This is a genomic window from Sphingomonas sp. GW821-FHT10F11 (genome assembly GCF_058809095.1).
Genome location: NZ_JBXASH010000001.1, coordinates 717997 through 743813 on the forward strand (window position 1 = coordinate 717997; position 25817 = coordinate 743813).

At 65.0% G+C, this 25817-nt stretch carries 26 protein-coding genes and 1 tRNA gene; 8 read left to right on the forward strand and 19 right to left on the reverse strand.

Annotated features, from left to right (window positions below):
* The first annotated feature begins 43 nt into the window (after positions 1-43).
* Positions 44-391 (forward strand): helix-turn-helix transcriptional regulator, encoded by a 348-nt coding sequence (locus AC1RT8_RS03490; RefSeq protein ID WP_493074189.1) that lies wholly within the window; start codon positions 44-46, stop codon positions 389-391.
* A 367-nt stretch (positions 392-758) separates the two neighbouring features.
* On the opposite strand, the gene AC1RT8_RS03495 is transcribed toward AC1RT8_RS03490, so the two are convergent.
* Together AC1RT8_RS03495 and AC1RT8_RS03500 are read right to left on the reverse strand one after the other, a co-directional pair.
* Complete coding sequence (locus AC1RT8_RS03495) at positions 759-1556, reverse strand: phytanoyl-CoA dioxygenase family protein (RefSeq protein WP_493074190.1); 798 nt, start codon at positions 1554-1556, stop codon at positions 759-761.
* Between the two features lie 83 nt (positions 1557-1639).
* Positions 1640-1810 (reverse strand): hypothetical protein, encoded by a 171-nt coding sequence (locus AC1RT8_RS03500; RefSeq protein ID WP_493074191.1) that lies wholly within the window; start codon positions 1808-1810, stop codon positions 1640-1642.
* A 25-nt stretch (positions 1811-1835) separates the two neighbouring features.
* Between AC1RT8_RS03500 and AC1RT8_RS03505 the strand changes: the two genes are divergently transcribed.
* Positions 1836-2258 carry a VOC family protein gene (locus AC1RT8_RS03505; protein WP_493074192.1) on the forward strand — a complete coding sequence of 141 codons (423 nt, stop codon included), beginning with the start codon at positions 1836-1838 and terminating at the stop codon, positions 2256-2258.
* A gap of 407 nt (positions 2259-2665) precedes the next feature.
* Here the strand turns inward: AC1RT8_RS03505 and AC1RT8_RS03510 are convergent, their stop codons facing one another.
* Genes AC1RT8_RS03510 through folE form a run of 3 tightly spaced genes read right to left on the reverse strand, consistent with a single transcriptional unit; the run spans position 2666 to position 4424 of the window.
* Complete coding sequence (locus tag AC1RT8_RS03510) at positions 2666-3043, reverse strand: dihydroneopterin aldolase (RefSeq protein WP_493074193.1); 378 nt, start codon at positions 3041-3043, stop codon at positions 2666-2668.
* Positions 3036-3797, reverse strand: coding sequence for an SDR family oxidoreductase (locus AC1RT8_RS03515; protein ID WP_493074194.1), 762 nt, complete (start codon positions 3795-3797; stop codon positions 3036-3038). Before AC1RT8_RS03515 ends, AC1RT8_RS03510 begins: the two co-directional genes overlap by 8 nt.
* Before the next feature lie 6 nt (positions 3798-3803).
* Positions 3804-4424, reverse strand: coding sequence for a GTP cyclohydrolase I FolE (folE, locus tag AC1RT8_RS03520; protein ID WP_493074672.1), 621 nt, complete (start codon positions 4422-4424; stop codon positions 3804-3806).
* A gap of 231 nt (positions 4425-4655) precedes the next feature.
* Here folE and AC1RT8_RS03525 point away from each other — a divergent pair, with 231 nt between their 5' ends.
* Both AC1RT8_RS03525 and AC1RT8_RS03530 read left to right on the forward strand, forming a co-directional pair.
* Positions 4656-7271 carry a TonB-dependent receptor gene (locus AC1RT8_RS03525; RefSeq protein WP_493074195.1) on the forward strand — a complete coding sequence of 872 codons (2616 nt, stop codon included), beginning with the start codon at positions 4656-4658 and terminating at the stop codon, positions 7269-7271.
* A 246-nt stretch (positions 7272-7517) separates the two neighbouring features.
* The gene (locus AC1RT8_RS03530; RefSeq protein ID WP_493074196.1) at positions 7518-7790 is read left to right on the forward strand and encodes an SWIB/MDM2 domain-containing protein; all 273 of its coding nucleotides are present in this window, start codon (positions 7518-7520) and stop codon (positions 7788-7790) included.
* A 45-nt stretch (positions 7791-7835) separates the two neighbouring features.
* On the opposite strand, the gene AC1RT8_RS03535 is transcribed toward AC1RT8_RS03530, so the two are convergent.
* From AC1RT8_RS03535 to AC1RT8_RS03555, 5 genes are all read right to left on the reverse strand, one after another.
* A tRNA-Arg gene (locus tag AC1RT8_RS03535) sits at positions 7836-7912 on the reverse strand.
* A 243-nt stretch (positions 7913-8155) separates the two neighbouring features.
* Positions 8156-8605, reverse strand: coding sequence for a DUF1178 family protein (locus tag AC1RT8_RS03540; RefSeq protein ID WP_493074197.1), 450 nt, complete (start codon positions 8603-8605; stop codon positions 8156-8158).
* Positions 8602-9426, reverse strand: a complete 825-nt coding sequence (locus tag AC1RT8_RS03545) for a carbon-nitrogen hydrolase family protein (protein ID WP_493074198.1) — start codon at positions 9424-9426, stop codon at positions 8602-8604. The genes AC1RT8_RS03540 and AC1RT8_RS03545 overlap by 4 nt, the downstream gene beginning before the upstream one ends.
* Positions 9423-9680: a glutaredoxin 3 gene (gene grxC, locus AC1RT8_RS03550; protein ID WP_493074199.1), complete on the reverse strand. Its 258-nt coding sequence runs from the start codon at positions 9678-9680 to the stop codon at positions 9423-9425. Before grxC ends, AC1RT8_RS03545 begins: the two co-directional genes overlap by 4 nt.
* A gap of 46 nt (positions 9681-9726) precedes the next feature.
* Positions 9727-10461 (reverse strand): ComFC family protein, encoded by a 735-nt coding sequence (locus AC1RT8_RS03555; RefSeq protein ID WP_493074200.1) that lies wholly within the window; start codon positions 10459-10461, stop codon positions 9727-9729.
* A 43-nt stretch (positions 10462-10504) separates the two neighbouring features.
* Between AC1RT8_RS03555 and AC1RT8_RS03560 the strand changes: the two genes are divergently transcribed.
* Positions 10505-11344, forward strand: a complete 840-nt coding sequence (locus AC1RT8_RS03560; protein ID WP_493074201.1) for a class I SAM-dependent methyltransferase — start codon at positions 10505-10507, stop codon at positions 11342-11344.
* On the opposite strand, the gene AC1RT8_RS03565 is transcribed toward AC1RT8_RS03560, so the two are convergent.
* The 6 genes from AC1RT8_RS03565 to AC1RT8_RS03590 form a co-directional block, all read right to left on the reverse strand.
* Positions 11345-11734 carry a response regulator gene (locus AC1RT8_RS03565; protein WP_493074202.1) on the reverse strand — a complete coding sequence of 130 codons (390 nt, stop codon included), beginning with the start codon at positions 11732-11734 and terminating at the stop codon, positions 11345-11347.
* A 66-nt stretch (positions 11735-11800) separates the two neighbouring features.
* The gene (locus AC1RT8_RS03570; RefSeq protein WP_493074203.1) at positions 11801-14278 is read right to left on the reverse strand and encodes an ATP-binding protein; all 2478 of its coding nucleotides are present in this window, start codon (positions 14276-14278) and stop codon (positions 11801-11803) included.
* A 62-nt stretch (positions 14279-14340) separates the two neighbouring features.
* On the reverse strand, positions 14341-15756 hold the full coding sequence (locus AC1RT8_RS03575) for an EAL domain-containing protein (protein ID WP_493074204.1): 1416 nt from the start codon (positions 15754-15756) through the stop codon (positions 14341-14343).
* A 518-nt stretch (positions 15757-16274) separates the two neighbouring features.
* On the reverse strand, positions 16275-17771 hold the full coding sequence (locus AC1RT8_RS03580; RefSeq protein WP_493074205.1) for a flavin-containing monooxygenase: 1497 nt from the start codon (positions 17769-17771) through the stop codon (positions 16275-16277).
* Positions 17772-17855: 84 nt separating this feature from the next.
* The gene (locus tag AC1RT8_RS03585) at positions 17856-19940 is read right to left on the reverse strand and encodes a malate synthase G (RefSeq protein WP_493074206.1); all 2085 of its coding nucleotides are present in this window, start codon (positions 19938-19940) and stop codon (positions 17856-17858) included.
* A 71-nt stretch (positions 19941-20011) separates the two neighbouring features.
* A complete protein-coding gene (locus tag AC1RT8_RS03590; RefSeq protein WP_493074207.1) occupies positions 20012-20464 on the reverse strand; it encodes a MarR family winged helix-turn-helix transcriptional regulator in 453 nt (150 codons plus the stop codon).
* An 82-nt stretch (positions 20465-20546) separates the two neighbouring features.
* Here AC1RT8_RS03590 and AC1RT8_RS03595 point away from each other — a divergent pair, with 82 nt between their 5' ends.
* Positions 20547-21125 carry a TetR/AcrR family transcriptional regulator gene (locus tag AC1RT8_RS03595; protein ID WP_493074208.1) on the forward strand — a complete coding sequence of 193 codons (579 nt, stop codon included), beginning with the start codon at positions 20547-20549 and terminating at the stop codon, positions 21123-21125.
* 158 nt (positions 21126-21283) lie between these two features.
* Positions 21284-22033 carry an SDR family NAD(P)-dependent oxidoreductase gene (locus AC1RT8_RS03600; RefSeq protein ID WP_493074209.1) on the forward strand — a complete coding sequence of 250 codons (750 nt, stop codon included), beginning with the start codon at positions 21284-21286 and terminating at the stop codon, positions 22031-22033.
* Positions 22034-22076: 43 nt separating this feature from the next.
* Here the strand turns inward: AC1RT8_RS03600 and AC1RT8_RS03605 are convergent, their stop codons facing one another.
* The 3 genes from AC1RT8_RS03605 to AC1RT8_RS03615 are packed head-to-tail and all read right to left on the reverse strand — an operon-like array spanning position 22077 to position 24577.
* A complete protein-coding gene (locus AC1RT8_RS03605; RefSeq protein WP_493074210.1) occupies positions 22077-22514 on the reverse strand; it encodes a hypothetical protein in 438 nt (145 codons plus the stop codon).
* Between the two features lie 46 nt (positions 22515-22560).
* Positions 22561-24216: a TadG family pilus assembly protein gene (locus AC1RT8_RS03610; protein ID WP_493074211.1), complete on the reverse strand. Its 1656-nt coding sequence runs from the start codon at positions 24214-24216 to the stop codon at positions 22561-22563.
* A 1-nt stretch (position 24217) separates the two neighbouring features.
* Positions 24218-24577 (reverse strand): TadE family protein, encoded by a 360-nt coding sequence (locus AC1RT8_RS03615; protein WP_493074212.1) that lies wholly within the window; start codon positions 24575-24577, stop codon positions 24218-24220.
* Positions 24578-24826: 249 nt separating this feature from the next.
* Between AC1RT8_RS03615 and AC1RT8_RS03620 the strand changes: the two genes are divergently transcribed.
* Positions 24827-25792 (forward strand): PAS domain-containing protein, encoded by a 966-nt coding sequence (locus AC1RT8_RS03620; protein WP_493074213.1) that lies wholly within the window; start codon positions 24827-24829, stop codon positions 25790-25792.
* The last annotated feature ends 25 nt before the right edge of the window (positions 25793-25817 follow it).

Here is a 25817-nt window from a genome sequence, read left to right on the forward strand (position 1 = left end):
ACTGGATCCACAGTTCATCACCGCGCCGGGAGGCGAGCGCCTCGTGATCATCACCGAGGCGGAATACAACGCTCTACTCGAGGCGCAGGAGGATGCCGACGATCTGGCGGCCGCGATCAATGGGCGGGCGAGCATCGATGCTGAGGGGGCAATTCCCAAAGAGGTTTCTATCCGGGTCCGGAGTGGGGTCCGGCCGATCGTGGCTTGGCGCGGCTATCGCAACATGAGTCAGGCGCAGCTTGCCGAGAAGGTCGGGGTGACTCAGGCGGCGATCGCGCGGATCGAAAAGGTTGGCTCGGATGCAGGGCGGCCTGAGACGCGGCGGAAGATCGCGGAAGCGCTTGGCGCACCATTGCGGTCTATCGGCGGCGATATCTTGGATCCATGGTAGGCGTTCGTCCGTGCAAAGGAACTCTCCGAGATGCTGGAAGAGGCGGCTGGGGTGAATTGTCGAACGACTAAGGGTCACCGGCCATCTTCGCGCCAAGGCCAGCCGCCGACGCCAGGGCGAGCACGGAGGTGCTGCTCTGTCTTTCGCGCGACAGCCGCGCGGAGGTCGACGCCCTTGCTGCGACAGAGACCGGCGGCGCGGCCGATCTGCGCGATCCGATGGGAATCTCGGTGGAATCTCGATGACACCAGGGGCGCACTTCACTCCACGTAATTAAACAGAAGCCAACCTGGAATCGGCACGCCGCCGGCAGGCTTTCGACAGCACTGTCAGCCGACGGCCCGCCCCCTTGCAAGCTGGTCGGCAATCAGGGAAGCGCGGTTGCCTCCCGTATCGCGATTTCGACCGGGCTGTAGTCGCCATCCTCCCGCCGCAGCGACAATGGCTCGGCCGGGAGCAGCGGCGGTTGCGCCATGAAGCGCGGACGGGTCCCATGATGCGGCTGTGCCGAGTGGACGAGGAACGGATGGCAGAGATACACCGTTCCCGCCTCGCCGGTCGCCACCGCCTCGGGCCGCCCGGCCGATCCGGCGAAGCCGTCCGCCGCCAGCTCCCGCAAGGTCAGCCCCGCCTCGCCCGCCGGCGCCAATTGCCGTGCGATGTCGCGGTGCGACCCCACCCGGATCCGCGTCGGCGCATCCTTCTCGCCGACATCGGAGAACAGGAACAGCATCAGCAGCGCCCGCCCCCTGCTCGCCACATTGGCGCGCCACTCCATGAAATCGGGATGCTCGGTTCCGAAGCTGACATCGATGTGCCAGCCCGCATCCCCGGGGTCGTCCGGTGACGGAAAGCGCACCGGGAAAGTGCCGAGCGCCCCTTGCGGCAGCCAGCGGCCCGGCCCGACGAGCTGGTCGAACGCGCGGTGCAGGACGGGCGTGTTGGCGGCCGCGCGGAACGGGGGCTGGCCATAATGGCCGAGCCGGATCACCGGCCGGGTCCAGGTCGACGGGTCGTCCGGATCGCAGCCTGTGTCGCGCCACAGAAGCGCGCGCGCTTCCTCCGCCAGTTCCATGGGGAAAGCATGGTCGATGCGGACGAAGCCGTCGGCGATGAAGGCACGGATGGTGTCGGCGCTCAGCGAGCGCATGGGATCATCGGTCATGGAAAACTCTCGAACAAAGCATCGCGCCCGCGCCTCGGCACGGAACGTCGATCAGGGCGACAAAGGTCGGTTCGGCTGGCCGGTCAGGCCAACGGGAACGCCGTCGCGAGATGGAGAGCGAAGATCGTCATGCCGCCGCCATGATATGGCGGCGCCCGGCCGATCGCAAATCGAAGTCCAGAACCGCGCTTGAAAATAATTTTCACCCGCTTGTCGAAATCGCCCGCCCCCGTTCGACGCAGGATCAGAGGCACCCTGCCTCATGAAAGGAAAGCACCAATGCGCGACATGATTTTCGTGAACCTGCCGGTGACCGATCTCGCCGCCGCTACCCGTTTCTACGAGGCGATCGGTTGCGTGAAGAACGAGCAGTTCAGCGGCGAGACCGCCTCCAGCATGGTCTGGTCCGACACCATCACCTTCATGCTGCTGGCCCGCGATTATTTCGCGACCTTCACGCCCAGACCCGTCGCCGATGCCAGGGCGAGCACCGAGGTACTGCTCTGCCTGTCACGCGATAGCCGCGAGGATGTCGATGCGCTCGCCGGGACGGCGGCGAAGGCTGGCGGCGCCGCCGATCTCCGCGATCCGATGGACCTTGGTTTCATGTACAATCGCACCATCGAGGATCCCGACGGCCATATCTTCGAACTGGTCTGGATGAACCCGGCGGGCATGCCCACAGGCGACCAGGCGGGCTGACCGGCCATATTCGACACCCGCCGGATCAGCGCGATCCGGCGGGAAGACTCGTCCGGACCCCGCCGCGATTCAACCAGGCCTCCGTCCGTGCTGAACTATCGCCCCCGCGTTCAGCGGGGATCGACAGGAGCAGCACACCATGAGAGCCCAAGTAAAGCCGCGAGAAAATCCGATACCCCTTGCTGAAATATTCAAAAACTCGCGCAGTAGCCGCGCAATGCCAATCCACCGGCGCATCTGCGTCAGCACGGTATTGGGCTAGATCCGCAATGCCGCCCTTCAATAATAGCCGCGCAGCCGCCAAGAACCGCTCGGATTCGCCCCTCTCGCAAGTGGGTCGCATAAATCGGCGAATGCTTGGCGGTCTCGCGCACTCCACGACATTTCCCAACACCGTTTCGTGGGCGTTACTGGGCCGCTGCGCCCCTGCTCCGCACGATTTCGCACCCGACCGCCGCATCCGGATAGATATCCGGCTTCATCGACCGCACCGTTACGCACACGACGCGGGCATCCGCGAGACACAAGCCCGCAATCGCCTCGCACAGCGTCTCCTGCAAGTGGAAATGCCGCCCCGCGACCAGTGCGCGGATATCCTCGCGGACGAAGTCGTAATCGAGCACTTGTTCGATCCGGTCGTCGGAGGGCGGTGCGGGATAGTCGACCTCCATCCGCACGTTCACGATCACCCGCTGCGGCCCGGCCAGTTCCTCGGCATGGATGCCAAGGCCCATGACCAGTTCCAGCCCCTCCAGGATGGTGGTGAAGCGCACGCCCTCAGCCATGTCGACGCGTCTCGAACATCACGTCGCTGTCGCGCGGCAGGAAATGCTGGCCATTGTCCACGAACAGGTTCTGCCCGGTGATGCCGCGTGCCGTCAGCAGGAAATCGACCGCCTCGGCGATCGCCGTCACCTCCACCGGCCGCCGCAGCAGATTCTCGGCTGCCACCGCGCGGAATTCGGCGTCGCTCTGGTCCAGGCTCGGCAGCGACAGCCCCGGCGACACGGCATTGACCCGGATGCGCGGCCCAAGCGCCTGGGCGAGCATCCTGGTCGCGCCGGCCAGCGCGATCTTGCCGCAGCTGTACGAGAAGAAATCCGGGTTCAGGTTCGCGATCTTCTGGTCGAGGATATTGACCACCGCGCCGTGCGCCAGGTCCTCCTGCGCCGCCAGCGCCGAAGCGAGCAGCGCCGGCGCGTCGAGGTTCACCGCCATATGATCGCGCAGCATCCCCGGCTCGGCGAGCGGCGGCCGGTCAAAGGCGAACAGCGAGGCGTTGTTGACCAGCGCCACGAGCGGCCCGCCGAACGCCTCGCGCGCCTGCCGCACCAGCAGCGCGGGCGTTTCCGGCAAGGCGAGGTCGCCGGTCAGCGCACACGCCCCGGGCAGCTCGGCGGCCAGCGCCTCGGCCACCTCGGGCGAATGATGATGGTGGATCGCGACCCGCCAGCCCCGCGCGCCGAGATGCCGCGCGATCGCCGCGCCGATCCGCCGCGGCGCGCCGGTGACCAATACGGTGCGGTCAGCCTCGCTCACGGCGCCTCAATAGCCCATCAGCGCGAGCACTTCCTTGCGGCTGCGATCGTCCTCTCGGAACACGCCCATCATCCGGCTGGTCACCATCGAGACGCCCGGGGTGCGCACGCCCCGCGCGGTCATGCAGGCATGGCTCGCCTCGATCACCACCGCGACGCCGACCGGCTTGAGATTCTCCCAGATGCAGTCGGCGACCTCGGCGGTCAGCCTTTCCTGCACCTGAAGGCGGCGGGCGAACGCATGGAGCACGCGCGCCAGCTTGGAGATGCCGACGACATAATTGCCCGGCAGGTACGCGATGTGCGCCTTGCCGATGATCGGCGCCATGTGATGCTCGCAATGCGACTGGAACGGGATGTCCTTGAGCAGCACGATCTCGTCGTAACCGCCAACCTCCTCGAAGATGCGCGACAGATGATGGGCAGGATTGTCGGCGTACCCCGAGCAATATTCCTTCCACGCGCGCGCGACGCGCTGCGGCGTATCGCGCAATCCTTCGCGGCTCGGATCGTCGCCGGACCAGCGGATCAGCGTCCGCACGGCCTCCGCTACTTCGTCCGGCACCGGGATTTTCGGTGTTTCGGCGACGAGGTCGCCATTTTCTGGCCCGCCAGGCCGATCTTCCATACTCATTTCATTAGGCCTTATTCGAACCTGACGTTACGGCAACCTCGCATTGGGACAGTTCAGTTCGATTTCGAAACTGTCTCATTTGGGCAACAACTGTGCAACCCCGCTGTTTTCCTACGATTCCGGCATTGACGGGTGATTCAGGTGGACGCAGAATTAGCATACCTGGATTACGAACGATGCTCAGTTGGCATAAGACCCACGAGCTGGCCAAGAGGGGATATCATCATGAAGAAATTCGAATTGCTCGCAGCATCGGCTATCGCGCTGCTCTACGCCGCGCCAGCGCTGGCGCAAGAGACTCCCGCCCCGGCCACCACCGCTCAGGATGAGGCCGACGCCACCGACAGCGATGACATCATCGTCACCGCTACCAAGCGCGAACAGACTCTGCAGGACGTGCCGATCTCGGTGTCGGTCACCAGCGTGGCGACGATCGAGAAGGCGCAGATCCGCGACCTGATCGATCTCCAGTCGGTCGTGCCGTCGCTCAAGGTCGCGCAGTTCAACGCGGCCGGCCAGACCAACTTCATCATCCGCGGCTTCGGCAACGGCAACGGCAATGACGGTATCGAAAGCTCGGTCGGCGTGTTCATCGACGGCGTGTACCGCTCGCGATCGGCATCGGCCCTGGACGATCTTCCCGAGGTCGAGCGTGTCGAAGTGCTGCGCGGGCCCCAATCGACCCTGTTCGGCAAGAACGTGTCGGCGGGCGCGATCAGCATCGTCACCAAGCGTCCGTCGTTCGACTGGGGCGGCAAGGCCGAGATCAGCGTCGGCAATTACAGCCTGATGCAGACCAAGGCGACGATCACCGGCCCGCTCACCGACACCCTCGCCTTCCGCCTGTCCGGCAGCCTCAACGAGCGCGACGGCTATTTCAAGAACCTGACCACCGGCAGCGGCGTCAACGATCGCCACCGCTGGTCGGTGCGCGGCGACGTGCTGTTCGAGCCGTCGTCGGACTTCTCGATCCGGGTCATCGCCGATTACAATCTGATCAAGGAAGTGTGCTGCGGCGTCACCTCGGTGTTCAACGGTCCGGCGACCCAGGCGATCAAGGCTATCGGCTTTGCCGTTTCGGACACCACCAAGATCTTCGACCGCAACGTCATCTTCAACACCGATCCGTACAACCGCGTGCTCGGCAAGGGCATATCCGGTCAGGTCGACTGGAATTTCGGCTTCGCGAAGCTGACCTCGATCACCGCCTATCGCAACCAGATCAACCAGTCCAACCAGGACATCGACTTCACCGCCGCCGATATCGCCAACAACGTGACGTCGAACAACGCCAAGACCTTCACCCAGGAATTCCGCCTGGCCTCGACCGGCGACGGACCGTTCAGCTGGCTGGTCGGCGGCTTCTACCAGGACGAGAAGCTCGATACCGGCCGCGACATCCGCTTCGGCAAGGATGCGCGGGCCTTCGTCAACGCCCTTACGGGTGGATCACAGGGACTGCTCTTCGCGCTGGAATCGCTCCAGGCAGCAGTCGGCACTCCCGGCGTCGTTCCGGGTAGCACCTATTTCGGCGCCGGTCAGGGCATCGCCGACAATTACAAGATGAAACAACGCTCCTACTCGCTGTTCGGGCAGGCGGATTTCAAGGTCACCGATCGCCTGACGATCACGGGCGGCCTCGCCTATCTGAACGATCGCAAGAAAGTGGTGTCGAACGTCGTGATGAACGACAAATTCGCGGCGCTGAACCTGTCGAACCAGGCCGCTTTCGCTGCCATCCCGTTTGCCGCCCTTCCAGCCTCGATCTCCGGCTGCCTCCTGCAAAAGGGCTTCAATCCGGCATCGACCGGCGGGCGCGTGCCGGTCAATCTGTTCAGCGGTACCCTCGGACCATCGCTGCCAGGGGCTGGTTCGGCACCCTGCCCGGTGTCGCCGGCGGGGACGAACCCGTTCGCCCTCAACGCGCTCCAGTTCTTCTACGCCAACACGCCGAACCATGGCCCGGTCAATTACCCGAATGCCAATGAATCAGGCATCTTCGAGGGCGACAAGGTCACCTATGCGGCGCGCATCGCTTACGACCTGGATTTCGTGAACGTCTATGCCAGCTATTCGACCGGCTGGAAGGCGAGCGCGGTCAACCTGTCGTCGGACAGCCGCCCGCCACTGAACGGCGTCGGCCGCTCGGCCAATCCGGAAGAAGTCACCGTCTATGAAGCTGGCGCCAAGGCCAAGTTCCGCGGCGGCTATTTCAACCTCGCGGTGTTCAAGCAGTCGATCAAGGGCTTCCAGTCCAACGCCTTTACCGGCCTCGGCTACAGCCTGGTCAATGCCGGCAAGGAATCGGTCCGCGGCTTCGAGGTTGATGCGGCCTACAGCCCGGTTTCGGCGCTCGCGCTGACCGGCGCGGTCACCTATCTCGATCCGAAATATGATTCCTTCACCGGCGCGGCCTGCGTGAACTATGATACGGTACGCTGCCCGGTGAACCCGGCAACAGGCCTGCGCCCCGCGTTCCGCGATCTTTCCGGCCAGAAGCCGGCGGGCATTCCGGAATGGAGCTTCTCCACCTCGGCGACCCTGTCGCATGATTTCGGCGGCATCGGCGCCTATCTGCGCGGCGAGTTCAACTATATGAGCGATTTCCAGCTCACCGAGACGACCCCGCCGAACCTGTCGACCTATGGCTCGCAGCAGGTCAATGCCAGCCTCGGCTTCACCAGCAGCGCGTCGCAGCTCGAGCTGATGTTCTGGGTCCGCAACCTGACCAAGGACAATTCGCTGATCTCGACCTTCCCGACAGTGGCACAGGACGGCAGCTATAGCGGCTATCCGAACCAGCCCCGCATGTACGGCGCGACGCTGCGCAAGAGCTTCTGAGCCGCGCTGCACGTCGAAAGAATCACCCCCTCTTCCATCTGGAAGAGGGGGTTTTTCCTTGTCTCCCCTCCGGAAACGGCACCGATCGTCGCATCTCCGTCGAAAACCACCCGATATCCGCCACTACGGAGGGGGATTGGCCACTGTAAGGCGTGACAATCCCAAAAAGGCGGCGCACAAGCGTGGCACGCTGAAACAGGCGTGAAACCGATGTCGACATGAACGACACATCAGGAAGGACAATTTATGGCGAAGACACCCACGGCAGCTCCCAAGACCGGCGGCATCCATGCGCCGGTGCAGCCGTCTCCCGAGCTGGGCGCGATCGTCGGCAACGACAAGCTGCCGCGCAGCCAGGTCATCAGCAAGGTGTGGGATTACATCAAGTCGAACAACCTCCAGAACCCCGCGAACAAGCGCGAGATCCTCGCCGACGCGAAGCTGGAAAAGGTGTTCGGCCGCAAATCCTGCACCATGTTCGAAATGAACAAGTACATCGCGGCGCACGTCAAGGCGTAAGCGACCTACGGGCCACTCCGGTGGCACCACCCGCGCAGGCGGTGCTGGTGCCCCCGAGTGGACTCGAACCACCGGCCTGCGGTTTAGGAAACCGTCGCTCTATCCTGCTGAGCTACGGGGGCGCGAGCCGGGTCGTAGAGATTGGCCCTTCGACGGTCAATCGGGCGCAGGGGTCCAATCATCATCCAGATCAATTGCCGGAATAGAATGGGGCGCCATTCAGCAATGGGCGTCGCGCATCGATTCAACGTGACGGCCGTCTGTGGCAGGGTGAAATCGGACGGAGCTCTCTGGACACCGCCCCGCTTTTTCTCAGCCTTGAATATGCCGGACGCTCAGCGCCAGCGATCGAATGTCGATGCGATTTAGTTGATCACTTCGGGCGGCACCACCGGAAACGGCAACGGCGCGACCGCCACGCCTTCATCGGCCAGTGCCTTGGCCTCTCCCGCCGTCGCCTCGCCGTGGATCGGTGCGTGATCGGTTTCGCCGGCATGCATCGCACGGGCGCGGTCGGCAAAGGCCCTGCCCACCCATTCGGATTTCTCGAGCGCCCTGGCCTGGGCCTCGGCAAGCGCGCGGATCGCAGCCTTCATCACCTCGGGTGACAGCGTCTCGTTGGGGACGGTCGGAGCGCTCTGCCGGTTGCCCTTGGCCGGAATGTTCGGTGCCATCACCGCCTTGCCGACATCGCTATCCCCGCAGAATGGGCAGGACAGCAGCCCGCGTGCACGCTGATCCTCGAACGCGCCGCTCGAGCCGAACCATGCCTCGAATACATGAGCGCGCGAGCAGCGCAGGTCGAACACGATCATGACGCGGTCTCGACCGCCGGGATCGCGCGGCGATGCGCCAGCACCGGGATTCGCGCGCGGACATCGGCGGTACGCGCGGGATCGATCTCGGCGAAACCGAGGCCGGCTTCCTCGCCCATGTCGAGCAACACCTCGCCCCAGGGATCGATCACCAGCGAATGGCCATAAGTTGCACGGCCGTCCTCGTGAACGCCCGTCTGCGCCGCCGCGACGACGAAGGCCGCCGCCTCGATTGCCCGGGCGCGCAGCAATATGTGCCAGTGCGCCGCCCCGGTCGGCCGGGTGAAGGCAGCCGGTACCGCAAGGATGGTCGCCCCGGCATCGCTCAGCGCCCGGAACAGGTCCGGGAAGCGCATGTCGTAGCAGATCGCGAGCCCGACCTGCCCGACCGGCGTATCGACCACCACGGCACCGCTGCCGGGCGTATAGGAGGCCGATTCCCGCCAGCTCTCGCCGGTGGGCAGGTCGACGTCGAACAAATGCAGCTTGTCGTAGCGCGCCCGGATATTGCCCGCAGGGTCGATCACATAAGCGCGATTGGCCAGCTTGCCGTCGTCGCCGCGCACCGCAAGCGAGCCGAGATGAACCCAGATACCCTGTTCGACCGCCGCCGCGCGCACGGCCGCCAGGACCGGATCATCAGCCTCGGGATGGAGATTGACCGCCGCCCGCTTGCGGTCGCTGTCGAGCAGGCCGGACATTTCTGGCGTGAACAGCATCGCCGCCCCGCCCTTCGCCGCATCGCCGATCGCATCGGTAAGGGCGCGGGCATTGGCGGCAGGGTCGATCCCCGTCGTCATCTGGAGAACCGCGATCCTCATGCGGCGAGCAGGGCGTCGAGCTTGCCCTCGCATTCGAGCGCGGCGAGGTCGTCCGATCCGCCGACATGCTTTCCGTCGATGAAGATCTGCGGGACGGTGCTGCGACCGTTCGCCCGCTGCAGCATCTCGGCGCGCTTCGGCCCGCCCATGGTGATGTCGAACTCCTCGACCTCGACGCCCTTGCTGCCGAGCAACCGCATCGCCCGCGTGCAATAGGGGCAGAAGGCCTTGGTGTAGATTTCGATCTTTGCCATGATTCTGAAATGTGGGCGCCCCCGCCGCTTGTCAATCGTCGCCCACTCAATCGTCGGCTGCCGGATCGAGCACCCGCGCCCAGCAGAGAATGGTGACGCTGGCCACACCTGCCTGGAGCAGCACGCGCGTGCAGGCGTCACTGGTCGCGCCGCTGGTGTGGATATCGTCGATCAGCACCACCGCCTTGCCCTTCAGCGCCGCGCGTGCGGCCGGGCCGACGCGGAAGGCACCCGCAACCACCTTCGCCCTGCCCCGCGCACCTATCCCGCGCAGCGGCGGCGTAGCGCGCGTGCGGCGAAGCAGCAGGGGATCGTTCGCCACGCCGGTGGCGCGGGTCAGCGCGCGGGCGATCAGCGCCGCCTGGTTGAAGCCCCTCGACCAGATGCGCCAGCGATGGAGCGGAACGGGCACGAGCAGATCGGCGCCGTCCGGCATCAGCCGCGCCATTTGCCGCGCGACCGTCTCGGCAAAGGCGGTGCGCCCGCCATATTTGAGGCGAAGCGCGACGGTGCGGGCGACATCGCCATATGCGACGGCGGCGCGCACGCCGGCATGGCGCGGCGGCTGCTGATGGCAGGCGCCGCACAAGGCCCCCGCTCCACGATCATAGGAGAAGGGCGCATGGCAGGCAGCGCACCAGGGCGGACCCAGAAAGCGCAATTCGCCCCAGCAGGCGGCGCAAAAGCGATGATCCTCCCCGGTCACCGCACCACAGCCGGGGCATCGCGGCGGCAGCGCGAGATTGGCGGCGACACGAAGGGGAGCGAGAAACCGCTGCACGTCCCCCTTGTCGCGCCACCCGTCCGGCGGCACAAGCCGCTCCGTGAACGCACCCGACATCTTCGACCGTGCCGCCCGACGCACCCGGCGCGACCGCGCCGTCGCCGCTTTCGCCGAACATGATTTCCTGCGCGCGGCGATGCTCGATGGCATCCAGGAGCGGCTGGGGGCGGTCACGCGCGGGTTCGAGGATGTGCTCGACCTCGGCTGCTTCAACGGCGCGTTCCTGCCGCCGCCCGGTGCGCGCATCCTCCGCTGCGACGCGGGCCTCGCTTTTGCGGGCGATATTCAAGCCGACGAGGATCGCTTGCCCTTCGCGGATGCATCGTTCGACCTGGTCGTCTCCGCCGGCGTGCTCGACAGCGTCAATGACCTGCCCGGCGCGCTCAGCCTGATCCGTCGCACGCTGAGGCCCGACGGCCTGTTCCTCGCCGCCTTCACCGGCGCGGGCACCCTCTCGACCCTGCGCGCCGCCCTGCGCGAGGCCGAGCGGGACCGCCCGGCCGCCCGCATCCATCCGCAGATCGACGTGCGCTCAGCCGGCGACCTGCTCGTCCGGGCCGGATTCGCGCTGCCTGTCGCCGATGTGGAATCGCTGAACGTGCGCTACGCCAGCCTCGGACGCCTGTTGGGAGACCTGCGCGGCATGGCCGCTACCAATCTACTGATCGGACGCACCCCGCTCCGCCGCGACACGCTCGCCCGCGCCGCTGACGCCTTCGCGGCGCAGGCCGACGCGGATGGCCGCATGACGGAACGTTTCGAGATCGTCTTTCTGACGGGGTGGGCCCCCGCCCCATCCCAGCCTCGGCCGGCCCGGCGCGGCAGTGCCACGGCATCGCTGGCGGATGCGCTAAAACGCATGCCGCCTGCGCAAGGCTGATTAGCCGATCATGCCTTCGCCCGAACCGCGGGCGAGCATCCGCCCGATCGCATCGAACAAGGAATCCATCGCGACCGGCTTGAACAGCACTTCGTCAGCGCCGTCGCTGAGGCAGCGCTCGCGCAGGTCGATCGCGGTATCGGCGGTCACGACGATGATCGGCAGCTTGCCCTTTGCATCCGAGCGGCCGCGGATGTGCCGAATCGCCTCCAGCCCATCCATGCCGGGCATGCGGAGGTCGACCAGAATCAAATCGAAATCCTGCTCTTCGATCAGTTGCAGACCGATCTCGCCGCTCTCGGCGCCAACCATGGACGCACCGGCCACGTCGAGCATGTCCTTCACGACCCGCCGATTCATCGGATCATCCTCGATGAAGAGGATGTTCATGGCCTGAATGCCGGGGCGCTAGCCGCTTGGTGGTGAAATGGAACCATATCGGATGTCTCTATCTGATCATGCCGCGCGCGTTACAAGATGGCTGTCGTTGTCCGTGTCGCTTTTATCCAACGGGAAAAGCAATTCGGCCAACGCCGCGCCGGCGATCGGCTTGGCGATTACGATATCGAGCCCCGCCGCAAGGAATTCCACCCGCTGGTCGTCGCTCGGTGCCGGCCAGAGCAGGGCCGAGACGACGCGCGCTTCCTTCGCCGCCGCCGCCAGCGCCTGCACCGCACCCGACATATCCTCGCTCGCCTTCAGCGTCGCGTCGTCGATGAGCAATCGGGATATGCCGCCCGCGGCCATCAGTCCGATCGCTTCGTCGACCGCCCCGGCGAACAGCACGCCGCCCGCCCGCGCCTCGAGCACGGCGCGCAGCATGCTTCGCGAGATCGGGTTGCGATCGAGGATGATCAGCGCGCGGGCTTCGGGTTGCTCTTCGGCCGCTTCCACAGCGGCGGCGCGCACCAGCGGCAATGTGAGAGTGAAGACCGCGCCCTCGCCCATCTGGCTGCGCACCGTCACGTCGCCGTCCATCGCTCGGGCGAGGTTGCGGCAGATGGCGAGCCCAAGCCCGGTGCCGCCGAACTTGCGGGTCGTCCCGGCGTCCACCTGACGGAAGGATTCGAAGATGAGCTCGTGCTTGTCCGCCGGGATGCCGATGCCGGTGTCGGTCACCTCGATCATCAGCCTCGGCTGATCGCCCTCGTCACGGGCGGAGGCGCGCACGCGGACAGAGCCGCTCTCGGTGAACTTCAGCGCGTTGGACAGCAGGTTGAAGGTGATCTGCCGCAACCGCGCCGCATCGCCTTCGATTCGCTCCGGGCAGTCGACGAGATCCAGCGTGAAGTCGATTCCCTTGCCCCGCGCCTGCTCTTCCCACATGCGCGAAACCTCGTGCAGTGTGCCCTTCAGGTCGAACGCCTCGCGCTCGATCGTCATGTTGCCGGTTTCCATCTTGGCGACGTCGAGAATGTCGTCGACCAGCGCGCGCATGCTGAGCCCCGCGCCGTGCACCACCTCGATCCGGTCGCGCATCGGCTCACCGAGCTTCTTGTCCGCCAGCATGACCTGAGTCATGCCGAGGATGCCGTTGAGCGGCGTGCGGATCTCGTGGCTGGTGGTCGCGAGGAACTCGGTCTTCGCCGCCAGCGCCTTGGCGAGCGCGCTGTTGGTCGCGGCAAGATCGATGTTCGCGGCGCGCACCTCGTTGCGGCTGCGCCGGATGGTGACGAGGCCGAAGCCGAGCATCGAAACGATGATCGCCGTGGCGACCGCGGCACCGATGAAGATGATCCGCTGGGTCTGAGCACGAGCCTGTTCGGCCTCATATTTGCGCTGCGCTTCCGCCGCCTGAAGCCGCGTGATCTTCAATTCCTGATTGGCGAAATCGAAGCGCGCGGCGGCAAGCGCGGTGTTGGTCGACGCGGCAAGCGTCGAGGTCTGGTCGTCGAGCCGCTTCAGCGCCTCTAGATGGAGCAGCGCCTGCTTCTCGTCGCCCGTTTTCTTGAACAGGTCGTAAGCGGTCTGATGACCTTCACGGAACGCCAGCGTGGTGGTACGCAGGTCGATGCCTGCGAAGCTGCGATTGATCAGCGCGGTCGCCCGGCCGAGATCGCCATGCTGAAACGCGGCCTGCGCCGCCAAACCCAGATCCTGGCTGTCGGTCGGCATGCCGGCGCCGCTGGAAACCCGCGCCACGTCGGCAATGGTGCGATCCGCGGCAGCGAGATTGTCGGTGGCGAGCTGCGCACGCACGATGTTGCGCAGGATCTGCACCTCGCGGCCCGGGCTCTTCATCGTCCGCGCGAGCGACAGGGCCTCGGTGAACTGTTTCTCGGCCTCGGCGAAGCGGCCAAGCTCCTTCAGGCAGACGCCGCGATTATTGTAGATCGCCAGCAGCAGCGACGGATCGCCGCGATAGACCTCCATCGCCTGGCTCGAATAGCGCAGGCCGTTCTCGTAATCCTTGGCCTCCTGATAGAGCAACGCGATGCTCAGCAGCGCGACCGCGCGGCTGCGCGTCTCGCCCAGGTCGCGGAACACCGCATGCGCCGCCTGATAGTCGGCAAGCGCCGCCGCGACATCGGCCTTGGCGGTGTGCAGGCCGCCACGTGACAACAGGATATCGCCATTGAGCTTGGTCGGCGTCCCGCCGCCGGCGACCGCCGCATAAGCGCGGTCGATCAAGGGCTGGGCATGGTCGAGATCGTTGAGGCGGAGATAGGCTTCGCCCTGGAGCCATTGCGCGGTCGCGACGGCGATGGTGCGCTGGCGGCCCTGCAATGACTGGGCCTCGGCTTCGGCCGCCTTGGCCTTGTCGATCGTCTTGCCGGGATCGACCAGCATCATTGCCTTGGCATCGGCCACCATGGAGTCGAAGCGGGAACCGGCCTCCGCCGCCTGCGGCGCGGCCTGCGCCGCACCCGGCACGCCAAGACCCGTCAGCGCGATCAGCGCCGCTGCCATCAAGGTGCGAAGAGTGTGCCCCATCATTCGGGCCGTTGTGGACGGGACATGTTAAATACGCGCTAAGGAGCAGCGACGGCGCCGTTTCAGGCGCTTTTCCAGAAGCTGGCGGGGCGACGGAACATCGCATGGCCCGGGTCTTCCGGCGTGCGCGCCTTGTCGTCGCGCAGGAACTGGCGGAACGCGTCGATCGAGACCGGGCGGCTGATCAGATAGCCCTGCACCATGTCGCAGCCCATCACGCTCAGCAGCGCCATCGCCGCCTGGGTTTCGACACCCTCGGCGGTGACCTCCATCTCGAGCGCGTGCGCCAGATCGATGGTGGAGCGCACGATCAGCGGATCGCGATTGCTGCTGGTCAGCTGAAGCACGAACATCTTGTCGATCTTCAGCTCCTTGGCCGGAAGCTGCTTCAGATAGGCCAGCGAGGACAGGCCGGCGCCATAATCGTCGATCGCGATGGTGATGCCGACATCGGCAAAGGCCTGGAGGTTGAAGATCGCGCTCTGCGGATCGCGGATCACGGATGTTTCGGTGATCTCGAAGCCGATCCGCGCGCCGCTCTCGCGCACCTTGGCGCAGGCGAGCTTCACGAAGCGCACATCGGCGAGCAACTGGCCCGAGATGTTGATGAAGATGGTCAGATCGTTGCCGTCCGCCGCGAGCAGCCGCTGGTCGGAGATCACCTGGTCGAGCGTCCACAAGGTCAGTGCGGAAATTTCCCGCGCTTCTTCAGCGACGGTGATGAAGTCTCCCGGCAGGATCAGTCCGCGGGTCGGATGCTGCCAGCGGACCAGCGCTTCGGCGCTGGCGATCTCCTGGCGGCGGACATGGACCTTGGGCTGATATTGCAGGAACATCTCGCCATTCTTGATCGCGCCCGGCAGCTCACGGGTCAGCGTCAGCCGGTCGAAAGCCGGCGTCCCCGCGGAAAGGTCGCGAATGACGGCATGCGCCTCGCTCCGTGCCTGCTCCAGCGCGCTTTCGGCTTCTTCGGCGAGGCGCACATCCTCGGCATTGCCGAGCGGCGCGGCGGCGGCGCCGAAATGCATCTCAAGCCGGTGCTGCTCGCCATCCAGATCGAGCGGCAGGTCGAAATCGGCGGTCAGGCAGCCGAGCGCGGCGGCGAGATCGGTCAGCGAATCTCCTTCAAAGGCGACCTCGACGATATTGCGCCCGACTACCGAGATACGGGCATCGGCCAGGCTGGCGTCGATCCGGTCGCTGACGTCGATGGGCAACCGGTCGGCGCGCGACCGGCCGAGATGGCGGCGCAGCGCCGCGAAATTGGATATCTCGGCAAGGCACAGGAATTGCCACGCCTTGGGCAAGGGCGGCACGATGCCGTCGATATCGTCGAGCGGCATGCCCGCGCGTTCAAGCAGCTGCCGTTGGTGTTTCTCGAACCCGCTGATGCCGGCTGGCGGCGCTTCGGCAAGCGGTACGGCAACGCCGCCTTCGCCTTCGGCACGGTGGCGAAGCGTGGTCGACAGGGGCAGCAACGCACCGCGCCCCCTGGGGCCCCTTGCCGGGATGTATGAACGTGAAGCGCGCGCCATCACTGTGAGCGGTAGCAGTCCACCGCTGAAGGAACTCTTAAACGTCCCGCTATGGGTCGCGAAAGTCCCGGGAATCCGATTGCTTTATCCCTAATTTTCCGTTAATAAATCCCCGCGCTCGCCTGAGTGCACAAGGGAGAAAGCAAGTGCTTAAGTTCATTATTGCGCTGATCTACGGCGAGGGCATCCGTCCCTGGTAATCCAGTCAATCGACCCGATCTCCGACTGAAATAGCCTGTCTTTAATGAAGGTTAGTCGGAGATTGGGTCGATACGCCCGTTCCCCCTTTCGCTGCTCGCAGTGCGGATCGCCGGACAAGGCGACGCCTGTCGGTAGCGGTTCGGTCCCGATTCGGGACTCGCGCGAAACCGGCAACCATTAACTCCAAATCGGTGGTTTTTCCGTCCGGATCGGTTCCGGATGTCAGCCTTGGGTGCCCCATTTTGGGCACCTGGTGCGGCTCAGGCGTGCGCTGGCTCGCGCACTGACTCGGCCGGTTCCTTGCGCGGCATGGGGTTGGAGAATTCCATCCCGTCATCCACCGAGCCGAAGCGCAGCGAAACCACGTCCTTCGCGTAGTTCTGATAGAGCTTCCAGGGCTTCTTGCTGCCCTGCTTCGGGAACTTCTCCATCGCCCGCGTGACATAGCCCGAGGTGAAGCTGAGGAACGGTTCGGGCGTCAGCACGTCGTCGCCGATCCGCGGCGTCGCCTGGCGCAGCCCGCGCTTCTTCATCGTGTTGAGCAGCCGGCAGACATAGGCGCAGGTGAGATCGGCCTTCAGCGTCCAGGACGCGTTGGTATAGCCGAAGGACGAGGCCAGGTTCGGCACGTCGCTGTACATCATACCTTTGTAGTTGAAGGTCTGGGACAGATCGACGGCTGCGCCGTCGACACTGAACGCGACATCGCTCAGCAATTGAAGCTCGAGCCCGGTCGCGGTGACGATCACATCGGCGGGAAGCTCTGCGCCGGAGGTCAGCTTGATCCCCGTAGGCGTGAAACGTTCGATCGTATCGGTGACGACCGAGGCCTCGCCCTTCTTGAGCGAGGCGAACAGGTCGCCGTCGGGCACCAGGCACAGGCGCTGGTCCCACGGATTGTAGCGCGGGGTGAAATGCGTCGCGACGTCATAATCCGGCCCAAGCTCGGTGCGGACCATCTCGAGCAGCCGCGCCTTGGTCTTTTCCGGACGCTTGCGCGCGAGATTATAGAAGAACATCTGGAACAGCACGTTGCGCCAGCGGGTGATGTCATAGGCGAGCATCGCCGGCAGCCTGCGCCGCAACCAGTTGGCGAAGCCGTCTTCGGCCGGGCGCGACACGACATAGGTCGGCGATCGCTGCAGCATCGTCACATGCGCGGCCGTGTCGGCCATCGCCGGCACCAGCGTCACCGCGGTCGCGCCGCTGCCGATCACCACGACCTTCTTGCCGCTGTAATCAAGATCCTCGGGCCAGAACTGCGGGTGGACGATGCGCCCGGCGAAGCTCTCCGCCTCGGGGAAATCGGGCGTGTGGCCGCGGGCGTAATTATAATAGCCGCTGCACATGAAGAGGAAATTGCAGGTGAAGGCGACAGGGCCGTCCGGCCCCTCCGCCTCGACCGTCCAGCGCGCGTCGGGTGTCGACCAGGCGGCCTGCTTCACATGGTGGCGATAGCGGATGTGCCGGTCGATTCCGGCCTCGAGCGCGGTATCGTTGACATACTTCAGGATCGACGGGCCGTCAGCGATCGCCTTGGCCTCGGTCCAGGGACGGAAGGAATAGCCGAGCGTGTACATGTCGGAATCGGAGCGGATGCCGGGATAGCGGAACAGGTCCCAGGTCCCGCCCATCGCCGCGCGGCCTTCGAGGATCACATAGCTGCGATCGCGGCACAGCTTCTGCAGGTGATAACCGGCACCGATGCCGGAAATACCGGCGCCGACAACGACGACGTCGAAATGCTCAAGGCCCATGTATCGCTCTCCCACGATACCCGATATTCGATTTTTCGCAGGGACGCAAAGATCAGTTTCGATCCGCAATGCTTTTTGCGCGGGTTACGCCTCCGCCTTGGCCCGCGCGCGATAGGCGTGGAGCAGCGGCTCGGTATAGCCGTTGGGCTGAGTCAGCCCTTCGAACACCAGCGCCCGCGCCGCCTGATAGGCCAGGCTCGTCGCCTCGTTCCCGGACATCGGCTGGTACAGCGGGTCGCCCGCATTCTGGACGTCCACCTTGGCCGCCATGCGCGCAAAGGCCGCGTCGATATCCGCCTCGGTCGCGACGCCGTGGAGCAGCCAGTTGGCCATATGCTGCGAGGAGATGCGCAGGGTCGCGCGGTCCTCCATCAGCCCGATATCGTGGATATCGGGCACCTTGGAACAGCCCACGCCCTGATCGATCCAGCGCACCACATAGCCGAGGATGCCCTGGGCATTGTTGTCGAGCTCGGCGCGCACCTCGTCCGGCGTCCAGTTGCGGCCCTTGGCTACCGGCACGGTCAGCAGCGGCGTCAGGCCCGGGATTGCCTCGCGCGCAATCTCCTCGCGGCGCGCAAACACATCGACCTGATGGTAGTGCATCGCATGGAGCGTCGCTGCGGTCGGGCTCGGCACCCAGGCCGTGTTGGCGCCCGATTTCGGATGGCCGATCTTCTGCTCCATCATATCGGCCATCCGATCGGGCGCCGCCCACATGCCCTTGCCGATCTGCGCCCTGCCCGAAAAGCCGTGCGCCAGCCCGATCCGGACGTTGCGGTCCTCATAGGCCTTGATCCAGTCGCTCGACTTCATCTCGGCCTTGGGGATCATCGGGCCGGCGCGCATCGCGGTGTGCATCTCGTCGCCGGTGCGATCGAGGAAGCCCGTGTTGATGAAGACGATCCGGTCCTTCACCGCTTCGATGCAAGCGGCGAGATTGGCCGAGGTGCGGCGCTCCTCGTCCATCACGCCGACCTTGATGGTGTGGCGCTCCAGATCGAGCAGGTCCTCGACCGCATCGAACAACCGGTTGGTGAAGCCGGCCTCTTCCGGCCCGTGCATCTTGGGCTTCACGACATAGAAGGATCCGGCGCGGCTGTTGCGATACGCGCCGAGCCCGCGCAGATCGTAAAGCGCGATCGTCGCGGTCATGATCGCGTCGAGAATGCCTTCGGGCGCCTCGCTGCCGCCGGCGAGCGCCACCGCGGGCGTGGTCATCAGATGACCGACATTGCGCACGAACAACAGGCTGCGCCCCGGCAGGGTCAGCGTCCCGCCATCTACCGCCTCATAGCGGCGATCGTCATTGAGCTTGCGTGTGACCGTCCTGCCGCCCTTGTCGAAGCTCTCGACCAGGTCGCCGCGCATCAGCCCGAGCCAGTTGGCGTAAGCGGCGACCTTGTCCTCCGCATCGACCGCGGCGATCGAATCCTCGAGATCGACGATGGTGGTGATGGCGGATTCGAGGATGACGTCGGCAATGCCGCCCGGATCCCCGCCGCCGATCACCGAGTCCCGGTCGACCACCACCTCGATGTGCAAGCCATTGTGGCGCAGCAGCAGCGAATCGCCCTTGCGGCCGACCAGCTGCGCCGGATCGACCAGGTCGGGCGTACCGCCGCGATAGGCTGCCCAGCTCTCGCCGACCAGCGGCACCGCGGAATCGAGGAATGCCTTGGCATAGTCGATCACCTGAGCGCCACGCACCGGATCATAGCCACCGGGCACCGCCATGCCGGGCAACGCATCGGTGCCGTAGAGCGCGTCGTACAGGCTGCCCCAGCGCGCATTGGCGGCGTTCAGGACGAAACGGGCGTTGAGCACCGGGACGACCAGTTGCGGCCCCGCCATGGTCGCGATCTCGGGATCGACATTGGTCGTGCCGATCGCGAAGGGCGCAGGCTCGGGCACGAGATAGCCGATCTGGCGCAGGAACGCTTCGTCGGCCGTACCGCCTGCGGCATAGCGCGAATCGATCCGCTCCTGCAGCTCATCGCGTTTGGCCAGCAACGCGCGATTTTCCGGCGCGAACAGCCCGAATATATCAGCCACACCCTGCCACCAGATTCCGGGATCGATGCCAAGCGGCAGGAGCACCTGCTCCTCGACGAACGATGCAAGCTGCGGAGCAACGGACAAACCGGCACGATCGAGCATTTCGGGCATTGGGCCTCCTGAAAAAGTCGCGACTGCCTGGGGAGGGCGGGCCAGCGCTTAGGACAGGCCGGGGCTGCTCATCAAGCCTGTTCGGGGTCGAGCGGCGCGGCCGATGCCTCGATCCGGTCGAGCATCGCCCGAAACGTCGCGATCTCCTCAACGGAAAAACCGGCAAAGACCTGCGCTTCCATTTCCAGCGCCTTGGGCGCGACACTCTCGTACAGCGCCTTCCCGGCCCTGGTCAGCGACAGCAGATGCGATCTTTGGTCGTCGGGATTGGGCCGCCGCTGCACCAGCCCGCGATCGACCAGCGCAATGGCCGCGCGGCTGACCGTCACCTTGTCCATCCGCGTTGCCGCGCCAAGCGCTTGCTGGGTCAGTCCCTCGCCTTCGGCGATCACCGCGATCAGCCGCCATTCGGGGATGCGCAGGCCGAACAGCGACTGATACGCCGTCGCGATCGCCGACGATACGCGGTTGGACGCGATCGACAGGCGATACGGCAGAAACTGGTCGAGCTTCAGGCTTGGCATGTGCCTTCGCTAGCGCGGCCCGGCCGCCCCGTCACCCCATTGTAACAGTTGACATCAAAATATGGACGGCCATATTATTTTCATGGCAAAGGTTTCGAACCGCGACAAGATCCTCTCCGCTGGCGTTCGGGTCGTGCATGAGCGTGGCTTCGGCGGTGCCAGCGTGCGCGATATCGTCCAGGCGGCTGGCGTGCCGCAGGGCTCCTTCACCAATCATTTCGTCTCGAAAGAGGCGTTCGGCCTCGAAGTGCTGGATATGTATTTCCAGCAGGGCCTCGTCCTGATCACCGAAACGCTGCGCAACGACGCCCTTCCCCCGCTCGAACGCTTCGAGGCCTTTCTCGACGCCAATATCGCGCGCGCTTCCGGCGAGACCGGGTGCAACGGCTGCATGATGGGCAATTTCGCCATCGAAACCGGCGGCAACGACACGATCCGGCCCCATCTCGTCGAGAATTTCGGCGAAGTGGCGGAGGCGATTTCCTATTGCCTCAAGGCGGCGGTGGCGGCGGGCGAACTTCATGCCGATCTCGATTGCGACGACATCGCCGCTTTCCTGGTGTCGGCGCTGCAGGGATCGAACCTGCTCGCCAAGGTCGAGCGCAGCGCAGAGCCGATGAAACGGCTCAAACGGGTCACCCTTAACAGCCTGCTGCGCTGAACCAGCCTGCCCCACGGGATTTGAAATCCCTCTCGACCAGCCCTTCATGAAATAAAATACGTACGGACATAGTTCCACCTCTTGTAGACAATACGTACGTACATATTTGGTGGTCCGCAGCGCATTCCGCCTGCCAGCATTCATCAGGGATCACCACAATGTCAGCACCCGTCGTCCTCGTCACCGGCGCCCTTAGCGGCATCGGCCGCGCCACCGCCGAGGCTTTTGCCCGTGAGGGCGCGAAGGTCGTCATCTCCGGCCGCAATGACGAAACCGGCGAAGCGGTCGCCGCCGACCTGCGCAATCTCGGCGCCGAGGTCCAATTCATCCGCGCCGATGTACGTCATGAGGAGGATCTGCGGGCGCTGGTCGACGGCACCATCGCCAGGTTCGGCCGCCTCGACGTCGCGGTCAACAATGCCGGCACCGAAGGCCAGTTCGGGCCGGTGACCGAGCAGACCCCGGAAAGCTATGCCGCGATGTTCGACACCAACGTGCTCGGCGTACTGCTCAGCATGAAGCACGAATTGCGCGTGCTGCAGGCCCAGGGCTCGGGGTCGATCATCAACATCTCGTCGGTGCTCGGCCAGGCCGCCTTCGCCAATGCCGCGCTCTACACGGCGAGCAAGCATGCCGTGGAGGGCCTGACCAAGGCTGCCGCGTTGGAAGCCGCCGCATTCGGTGTGCGTGTCAATGCCGTGGCACCGGGGCCGATCGATACGCCGATGCTCGATCGCTTCACCGGTGGCGAAGAGGGCAAGGCCGGCCTCGCCTCGACCATCCCGATGAGCCGTACCGGCGCACCGGACGAGATCGCCCAGGCGGTGGTCTTTCTCGGCTCCGACAAGGCCTCGTTCATCACCGGCCATGTCGTCAATGTCGATGGCGGCAAGCGCGCCGCCCTTTGATACCCGGCAGGGCGGCCCCCGCGGGCCGCCCTCCCCCCTCCAGTCACTCCTCGCGCTGCGCCGCCAGCGAGCGGACTTTCCAGATCGCGAAGTCGAGCGACATTTCCCAATGGACCTGGTTCAGCTCGACCGAATGGCGCGGATTGAGGCTGAGGATATGATCGACGACGGCGGGATGCAGCTCCTTGTGCAGCCTTATGCCCGCCAATTCCCTCTCCGCCCATGCGGTGACCCCGACAAAGGTCTCGAACCCGGGAATGGTGATGAAGATCCGGATATCCCGATCGAGCGTGAAACCGGTGGCGAGCTTGCATCCGGCCCGCGATATCTCGATCATCCTGCCGCTGAAGGCGCGGGACCCGTCGCGCCGGAAAGAGATATTGAGATCGGTACGCCATCGCCGCGTCATGCGACGATCGATCCGCCCTTCTAGATCCATGGGATCAGCGGATTTACCGGTCATCACATCAGTCTGTTTCATCGATACTCGCCCTCCCCGTTACCCGATTTCGATTACCCGATCCCGATTACCCCACCAGCGCCGGCGTTCCGCAGCGGACCCCGTCGATCCGCGTGTCGGCCTGCCCGACATGGACGCCCAGCAGGTTGGTGACCTGATCCACCACCCCGTCCAGCGCCGGCGCCACGACGTTCAGGGCGCCGCCCACCGTCGCGGTCACCGACGACAGGTTCAACCCCAGGCCAAGCGCGGTCGCGCGCAGATCGATCCCGCCGACCAGGGAGGTGGCGACCCCCTGGGCGATATCGTTCGTCGATACGGTAAGCGCCCGGTGCGCCGCGATATCGTCGGACGAGAAGGTGACGCTCTGCCAATTCACGCCGCCCAGCGCGACGGTTGACTGGCCGGTCACGTCGATCAGCAACGCATGCGCGATTAGGGCGCGCCGTTTGGTGACGGGGGCGGTGAAATCGCCGAGCGTGCTGGTGTCGATATCGGCGATGGCGATCTCCCCGACCGCCGGCATGACGTCGAGCGTGACTCGCGCGCGCGACGCGCCATTGGGGCAGGAGATGGCCGACAGCTTCGCCTGCGCCTGAGCCAGTTCGACATAGACCGGCAATCGCACCGAAACGAGACCAAGGGTAGCCGCGCCCGCCAGATTGGTATCGAGGTACAAGCGGCTTTGCGCCGTCCTGACGATGGTCGATCCGTCGGTCTCGACGGCCATCCAGGGCGAATGGGAGGGCCGCTGCCCGATTGCCAGGGTCAACCTCGTCGACGCGAGGCCCGGCACGGCGAGGCCAAGATCAAGCGCAAGCTGCCTCTGCCCGTTCGCGAGTTCGAGCAACTCGCGCGCGACCGCATAGGAATCGATCGACACCGGCTTTGACGGATCGACCCTGTTCTGCCCTGCGAGCGGCCCGAGATCGATCAGGTCGGAAAGCCGGATCGTCGTCGCCGGCACCTTCAGCGCCATCGATCGCAAGGCCGCCGCGGCCGTCGGGTCTCCCGTGACCGCGGCCAGCGCGGAGAGTGCCTGGGGAAGCGTGACCTGGCTGTTCAGCGTCTCCCCGAATGTCGCCGCGCTCAGATGCGCCTGGGTGCGCAACGCATCGGAGAACGCGAGGATGTCCACATTCGCCCCGACCAGCGCATTATAGTCCATCACCGACACGTTCAGATTGGTGCCGGCCAGGCCCGAAAGCAGGGCATTGGGCAAGCCGCCCTGCACGGCGGCCAATCTCGACCCGATGGAAAAGGCCGCCATGTCCATCTTGGCGGCGGTGGCCTTGGCTGAAATCTCCATCGTCGCACGGCCGGTCAGAAGTCGCCCGAAGAAGAGCGGCGCGTCCTTCACCACGACGACCTGAACCGCGTTTGGAGACGAACCGCCAGCAGTGAAGCGCTGCGCCACGGCGATGGAAGCATTGGCCGAATAGGTGCCCGGCGTGAGGGTCCGGACCCGGGCACTCCCGTCCGAATTCGCCAGGATCGCGGCATTGGCCCCCGGTCCGGGATCGTCGACCGAGGTCGCCGACGCGAGCGCCGCCGCATCGGCTACACCCTGGAGCTTTCGCTTGTCGAGATACAGGGAGCCGACATCCACCGCCAACGCCGTGGCGCTGATCATCATCAGCAACCCGCCGGCCGTCAGGATCGTGACGCTGGCCTTTTCGTCGCTGATCAGGGAGCGTTCCGGGCGAGGAGGAAACCACCGCATCCTAGAGCCCCGCGAGCCGGATCGCGGCGCTGCGCCGGATCATCTTGTCCTGCACCGGCAACACGCCGAGATTGAGCAGCGGATCGTTCGATGCGTCATAGGTCAGCCGCACCACAAGAGTGCTGCCGTCATCTTCGATCACGATGCTGGACCGGTTCGGATCGAGCGTCCCGGTCCGCCTGAAGCTGGTTCGCACACTCTCTTGCGCGATGGTCGCACGCTCCGCGGCATTCAGCCCCGAAATGGTGGCGCGGGCGGCGTCGTTCGCAGCCCCCTGGACGTCATGGGCGCGGAAAAACAGGCCCCCATAGGTTATGATACCCATTATGAGCATCATAAGCAGCGGCAAGACCAGCGCCATTTCGATAACAGCAGTTCCGGTGGCGTCTACTACAAAATTGCGGATTTTTCCAGCCGAGATAGATCGACTTCGCGTTGCTTCTAAGCAATTTGTCGCTTTGTGCCCCATGCCGCAATCATATATGACCTGTGATAACATGTGTTAACGGCCAGCGAATGGCATTTTGAGGATTCTACGTAATTGCCATGGCTGTCACGGTACCGTTATCATATTGCACTGCGGTAACACTGGTTCATTATTTGGAACGATTTGCTTGATAGTATTGAAGAGAGGCAGCCCCCCTGCGAAGCCGGCAACATTCAACGGGTGAAGGTCATTATGCACAGCGTCGAACAGAAAGATTCGGTAACTTCTGCGGAAATTACGCGAAATTTCGGATACTGGCAGGAGCGCGCCCAGGACCGACCTCTGACGATCACCCATCACGGCAGGCCCCGTTACGTGCTGGTCAGCAACGACAGATGGCGGGAGGTGAGCCAGGCGGACCATGGCGAACGGCCCATGCCGGACCGGGGTACGCTCGAATTCGCCCTGCTGATGAAGCATATGGATGGCGGCCTCGTCATCATCGACAACGACCTGAAGGTCGTCCAGTCATCCAGTGAGGCGACCCTGCTGCTGGGCCACCCGCGCGGAGACGTTGTCGGCAAACGGATCGACGAAATCCTGCCGCAGGTCGGTTGCGGCCCGGCCATCGCCTGCATCCGGCACGTCTCCCGCACCGGCGAGGAAACCCATTTCGAATTGCCCGGCGAGACGCCGCAGCATCCCCCTCTGCGCATCAAGGCCTTTCTCTGGCCGAATGGCGTGGCGCTGATCATTCGTGTCTTCCACGATCGCACGTCCGACAAGATCGCCGTCGACAGCGAGGCGCTGGAGCGCGCATGCGCGGCCCATGGCTATATCGCCACGGTCAGGCTGACCGTGCGGGGAACGATCGCGTTGCTCGACGCGAGTTTCGCCGCGCTGACGGGATTGGCGCCCGATCATTTGAAGGGAACGCGCTTCGCCGACCTGACCGTACCCACGAGCAGGGCAGCAGTTCGGGACGCGATCGAAGCGGTTCTGGAAGGGAGCGCCGCCTCGCGCGCCTTTGACAGCAGGATATTGACCAATGCCGGCATCGAGGTGCCGGTGCGCATCTCGATCGCGCCGATCGCCAGCGGCTTTGCCATCAGCGGCGCGACCATGCTGATCACGACCACCCCGGGTTAGGGATTTCGGCCCACCGCGCCGGCAC

Excerpts from the sequence above, each read along its gene's own strand:
- AC1RT8_RS03600 (WP_493074209.1), top strand. The coding sequence starts at position 21,284 with ATGTCAGCACCCGTCGTCCTCGTCACCGGCGCCCTTAGCGGCATCGGC.
- AC1RT8_RS03525 (WP_493074195.1), top strand. The coding sequence starts at position 4,656 with ATGAAGAAATTCGAATTGCTCGCAGCATCGGCTATCGCGCTGCTCTAC.
- AC1RT8_RS03605 (WP_493074210.1), bottom strand. The coding sequence starts at position 22,514 with ATGAAACAGACTGATGTGATGACCGGTAAATCCGCTGATCCCATGGAT.
- AC1RT8_RS03595 (WP_493074208.1), top strand. The coding sequence starts at position 20,547 with ATGGCAAAGGTTTCGAACCGCGACAAGATCCTCTCCGCTGGCGTTCGG.
- AC1RT8_RS03585 (WP_493074206.1), bottom strand. The coding sequence starts at position 19,940 with ATGCCCGAAATGCTCGATCGTGCCGGTTTGTCCGTTGCTCCGCAGCTT.
- AC1RT8_RS03570 (WP_493074203.1), bottom strand. The coding sequence starts at position 14,278 with ATGGGGCACACTCTTCGCACCTTGATGGCAGCGGCGCTGATCGCGCTG.
- AC1RT8_RS03540 (WP_493074197.1), bottom strand. The coding sequence starts at position 8,605 with ATGATCGTGTTCGACCTGCGCTGCTCGCGCGCTCATGTATTCGAGGCA.
- AC1RT8_RS03615 (WP_493074212.1), bottom strand. The coding sequence starts at position 24,577 with ATGGCGCTGGTCTTGCCGCTGCTTATGATGCTCATAATGGGTATCATA.
- AC1RT8_RS03590 (WP_493074207.1), bottom strand. The coding sequence starts at position 20,464 with ATGCCAAGCCTGAAGCTCGACCAGTTTCTGCCGTATCGCCTGTCGATC.
- AC1RT8_RS03505 (WP_493074192.1), top strand. The coding sequence starts at position 1,836 with ATGCGCGACATGATTTTCGTGAACCTGCCGGTGACCGATCTCGCCGCC.
- AC1RT8_RS03495 (WP_493074190.1), bottom strand. The coding sequence starts at position 1,556 with ATGACCGATGATCCCATGCGCTCGCTGAGCGCCGACACCATCCGTGCC.
- AC1RT8_RS03565 (WP_493074202.1), bottom strand. The coding sequence starts at position 11,734 with ATGAACATCCTCTTCATCGAGGATGATCCGATGAATCGGCGGGTCGTG.
- grxC (WP_493074199.1), bottom strand. The coding sequence starts at position 9,680 with ATGGCAAAGATCGAAATCTACACCAAGGCCTTCTGCCCCTATTGCACG.
- AC1RT8_RS03530 (WP_493074196.1), top strand. The coding sequence starts at position 7,518 with ATGGCGAAGACACCCACGGCAGCTCCCAAGACCGGCGGCATCCATGCG.
- AC1RT8_RS03580 (WP_493074205.1), bottom strand. The coding sequence starts at position 17,771 with ATGGGCCTTGAGCATTTCGACGTCGTCGTTGTCGGCGCCGGTATTTCC.
- AC1RT8_RS03510 (WP_493074193.1), bottom strand. The coding sequence starts at position 3,043 with ATGGCTGAGGGCGTGCGCTTCACCACCATCCTGGAGGGGCTGGAACTG.
- folE (WP_493074672.1), bottom strand. The coding sequence starts at position 4,424 with ATGGAAGATCGGCCTGGCGGGCCAGAAAATGGCGACCTCGTCGCCGAA.
- AC1RT8_RS03545 (WP_493074198.1), bottom strand. The coding sequence starts at position 9,426 with ATGAGGATCGCGGTTCTCCAGATGACGACGGGGATCGACCCTGCCGCC.
- AC1RT8_RS03610 (WP_493074211.1), bottom strand. The coding sequence starts at position 24,216 with ATGCGGTGGTTTCCTCCTCGCCCGGAACGCTCCCTGATCAGCGACGAA.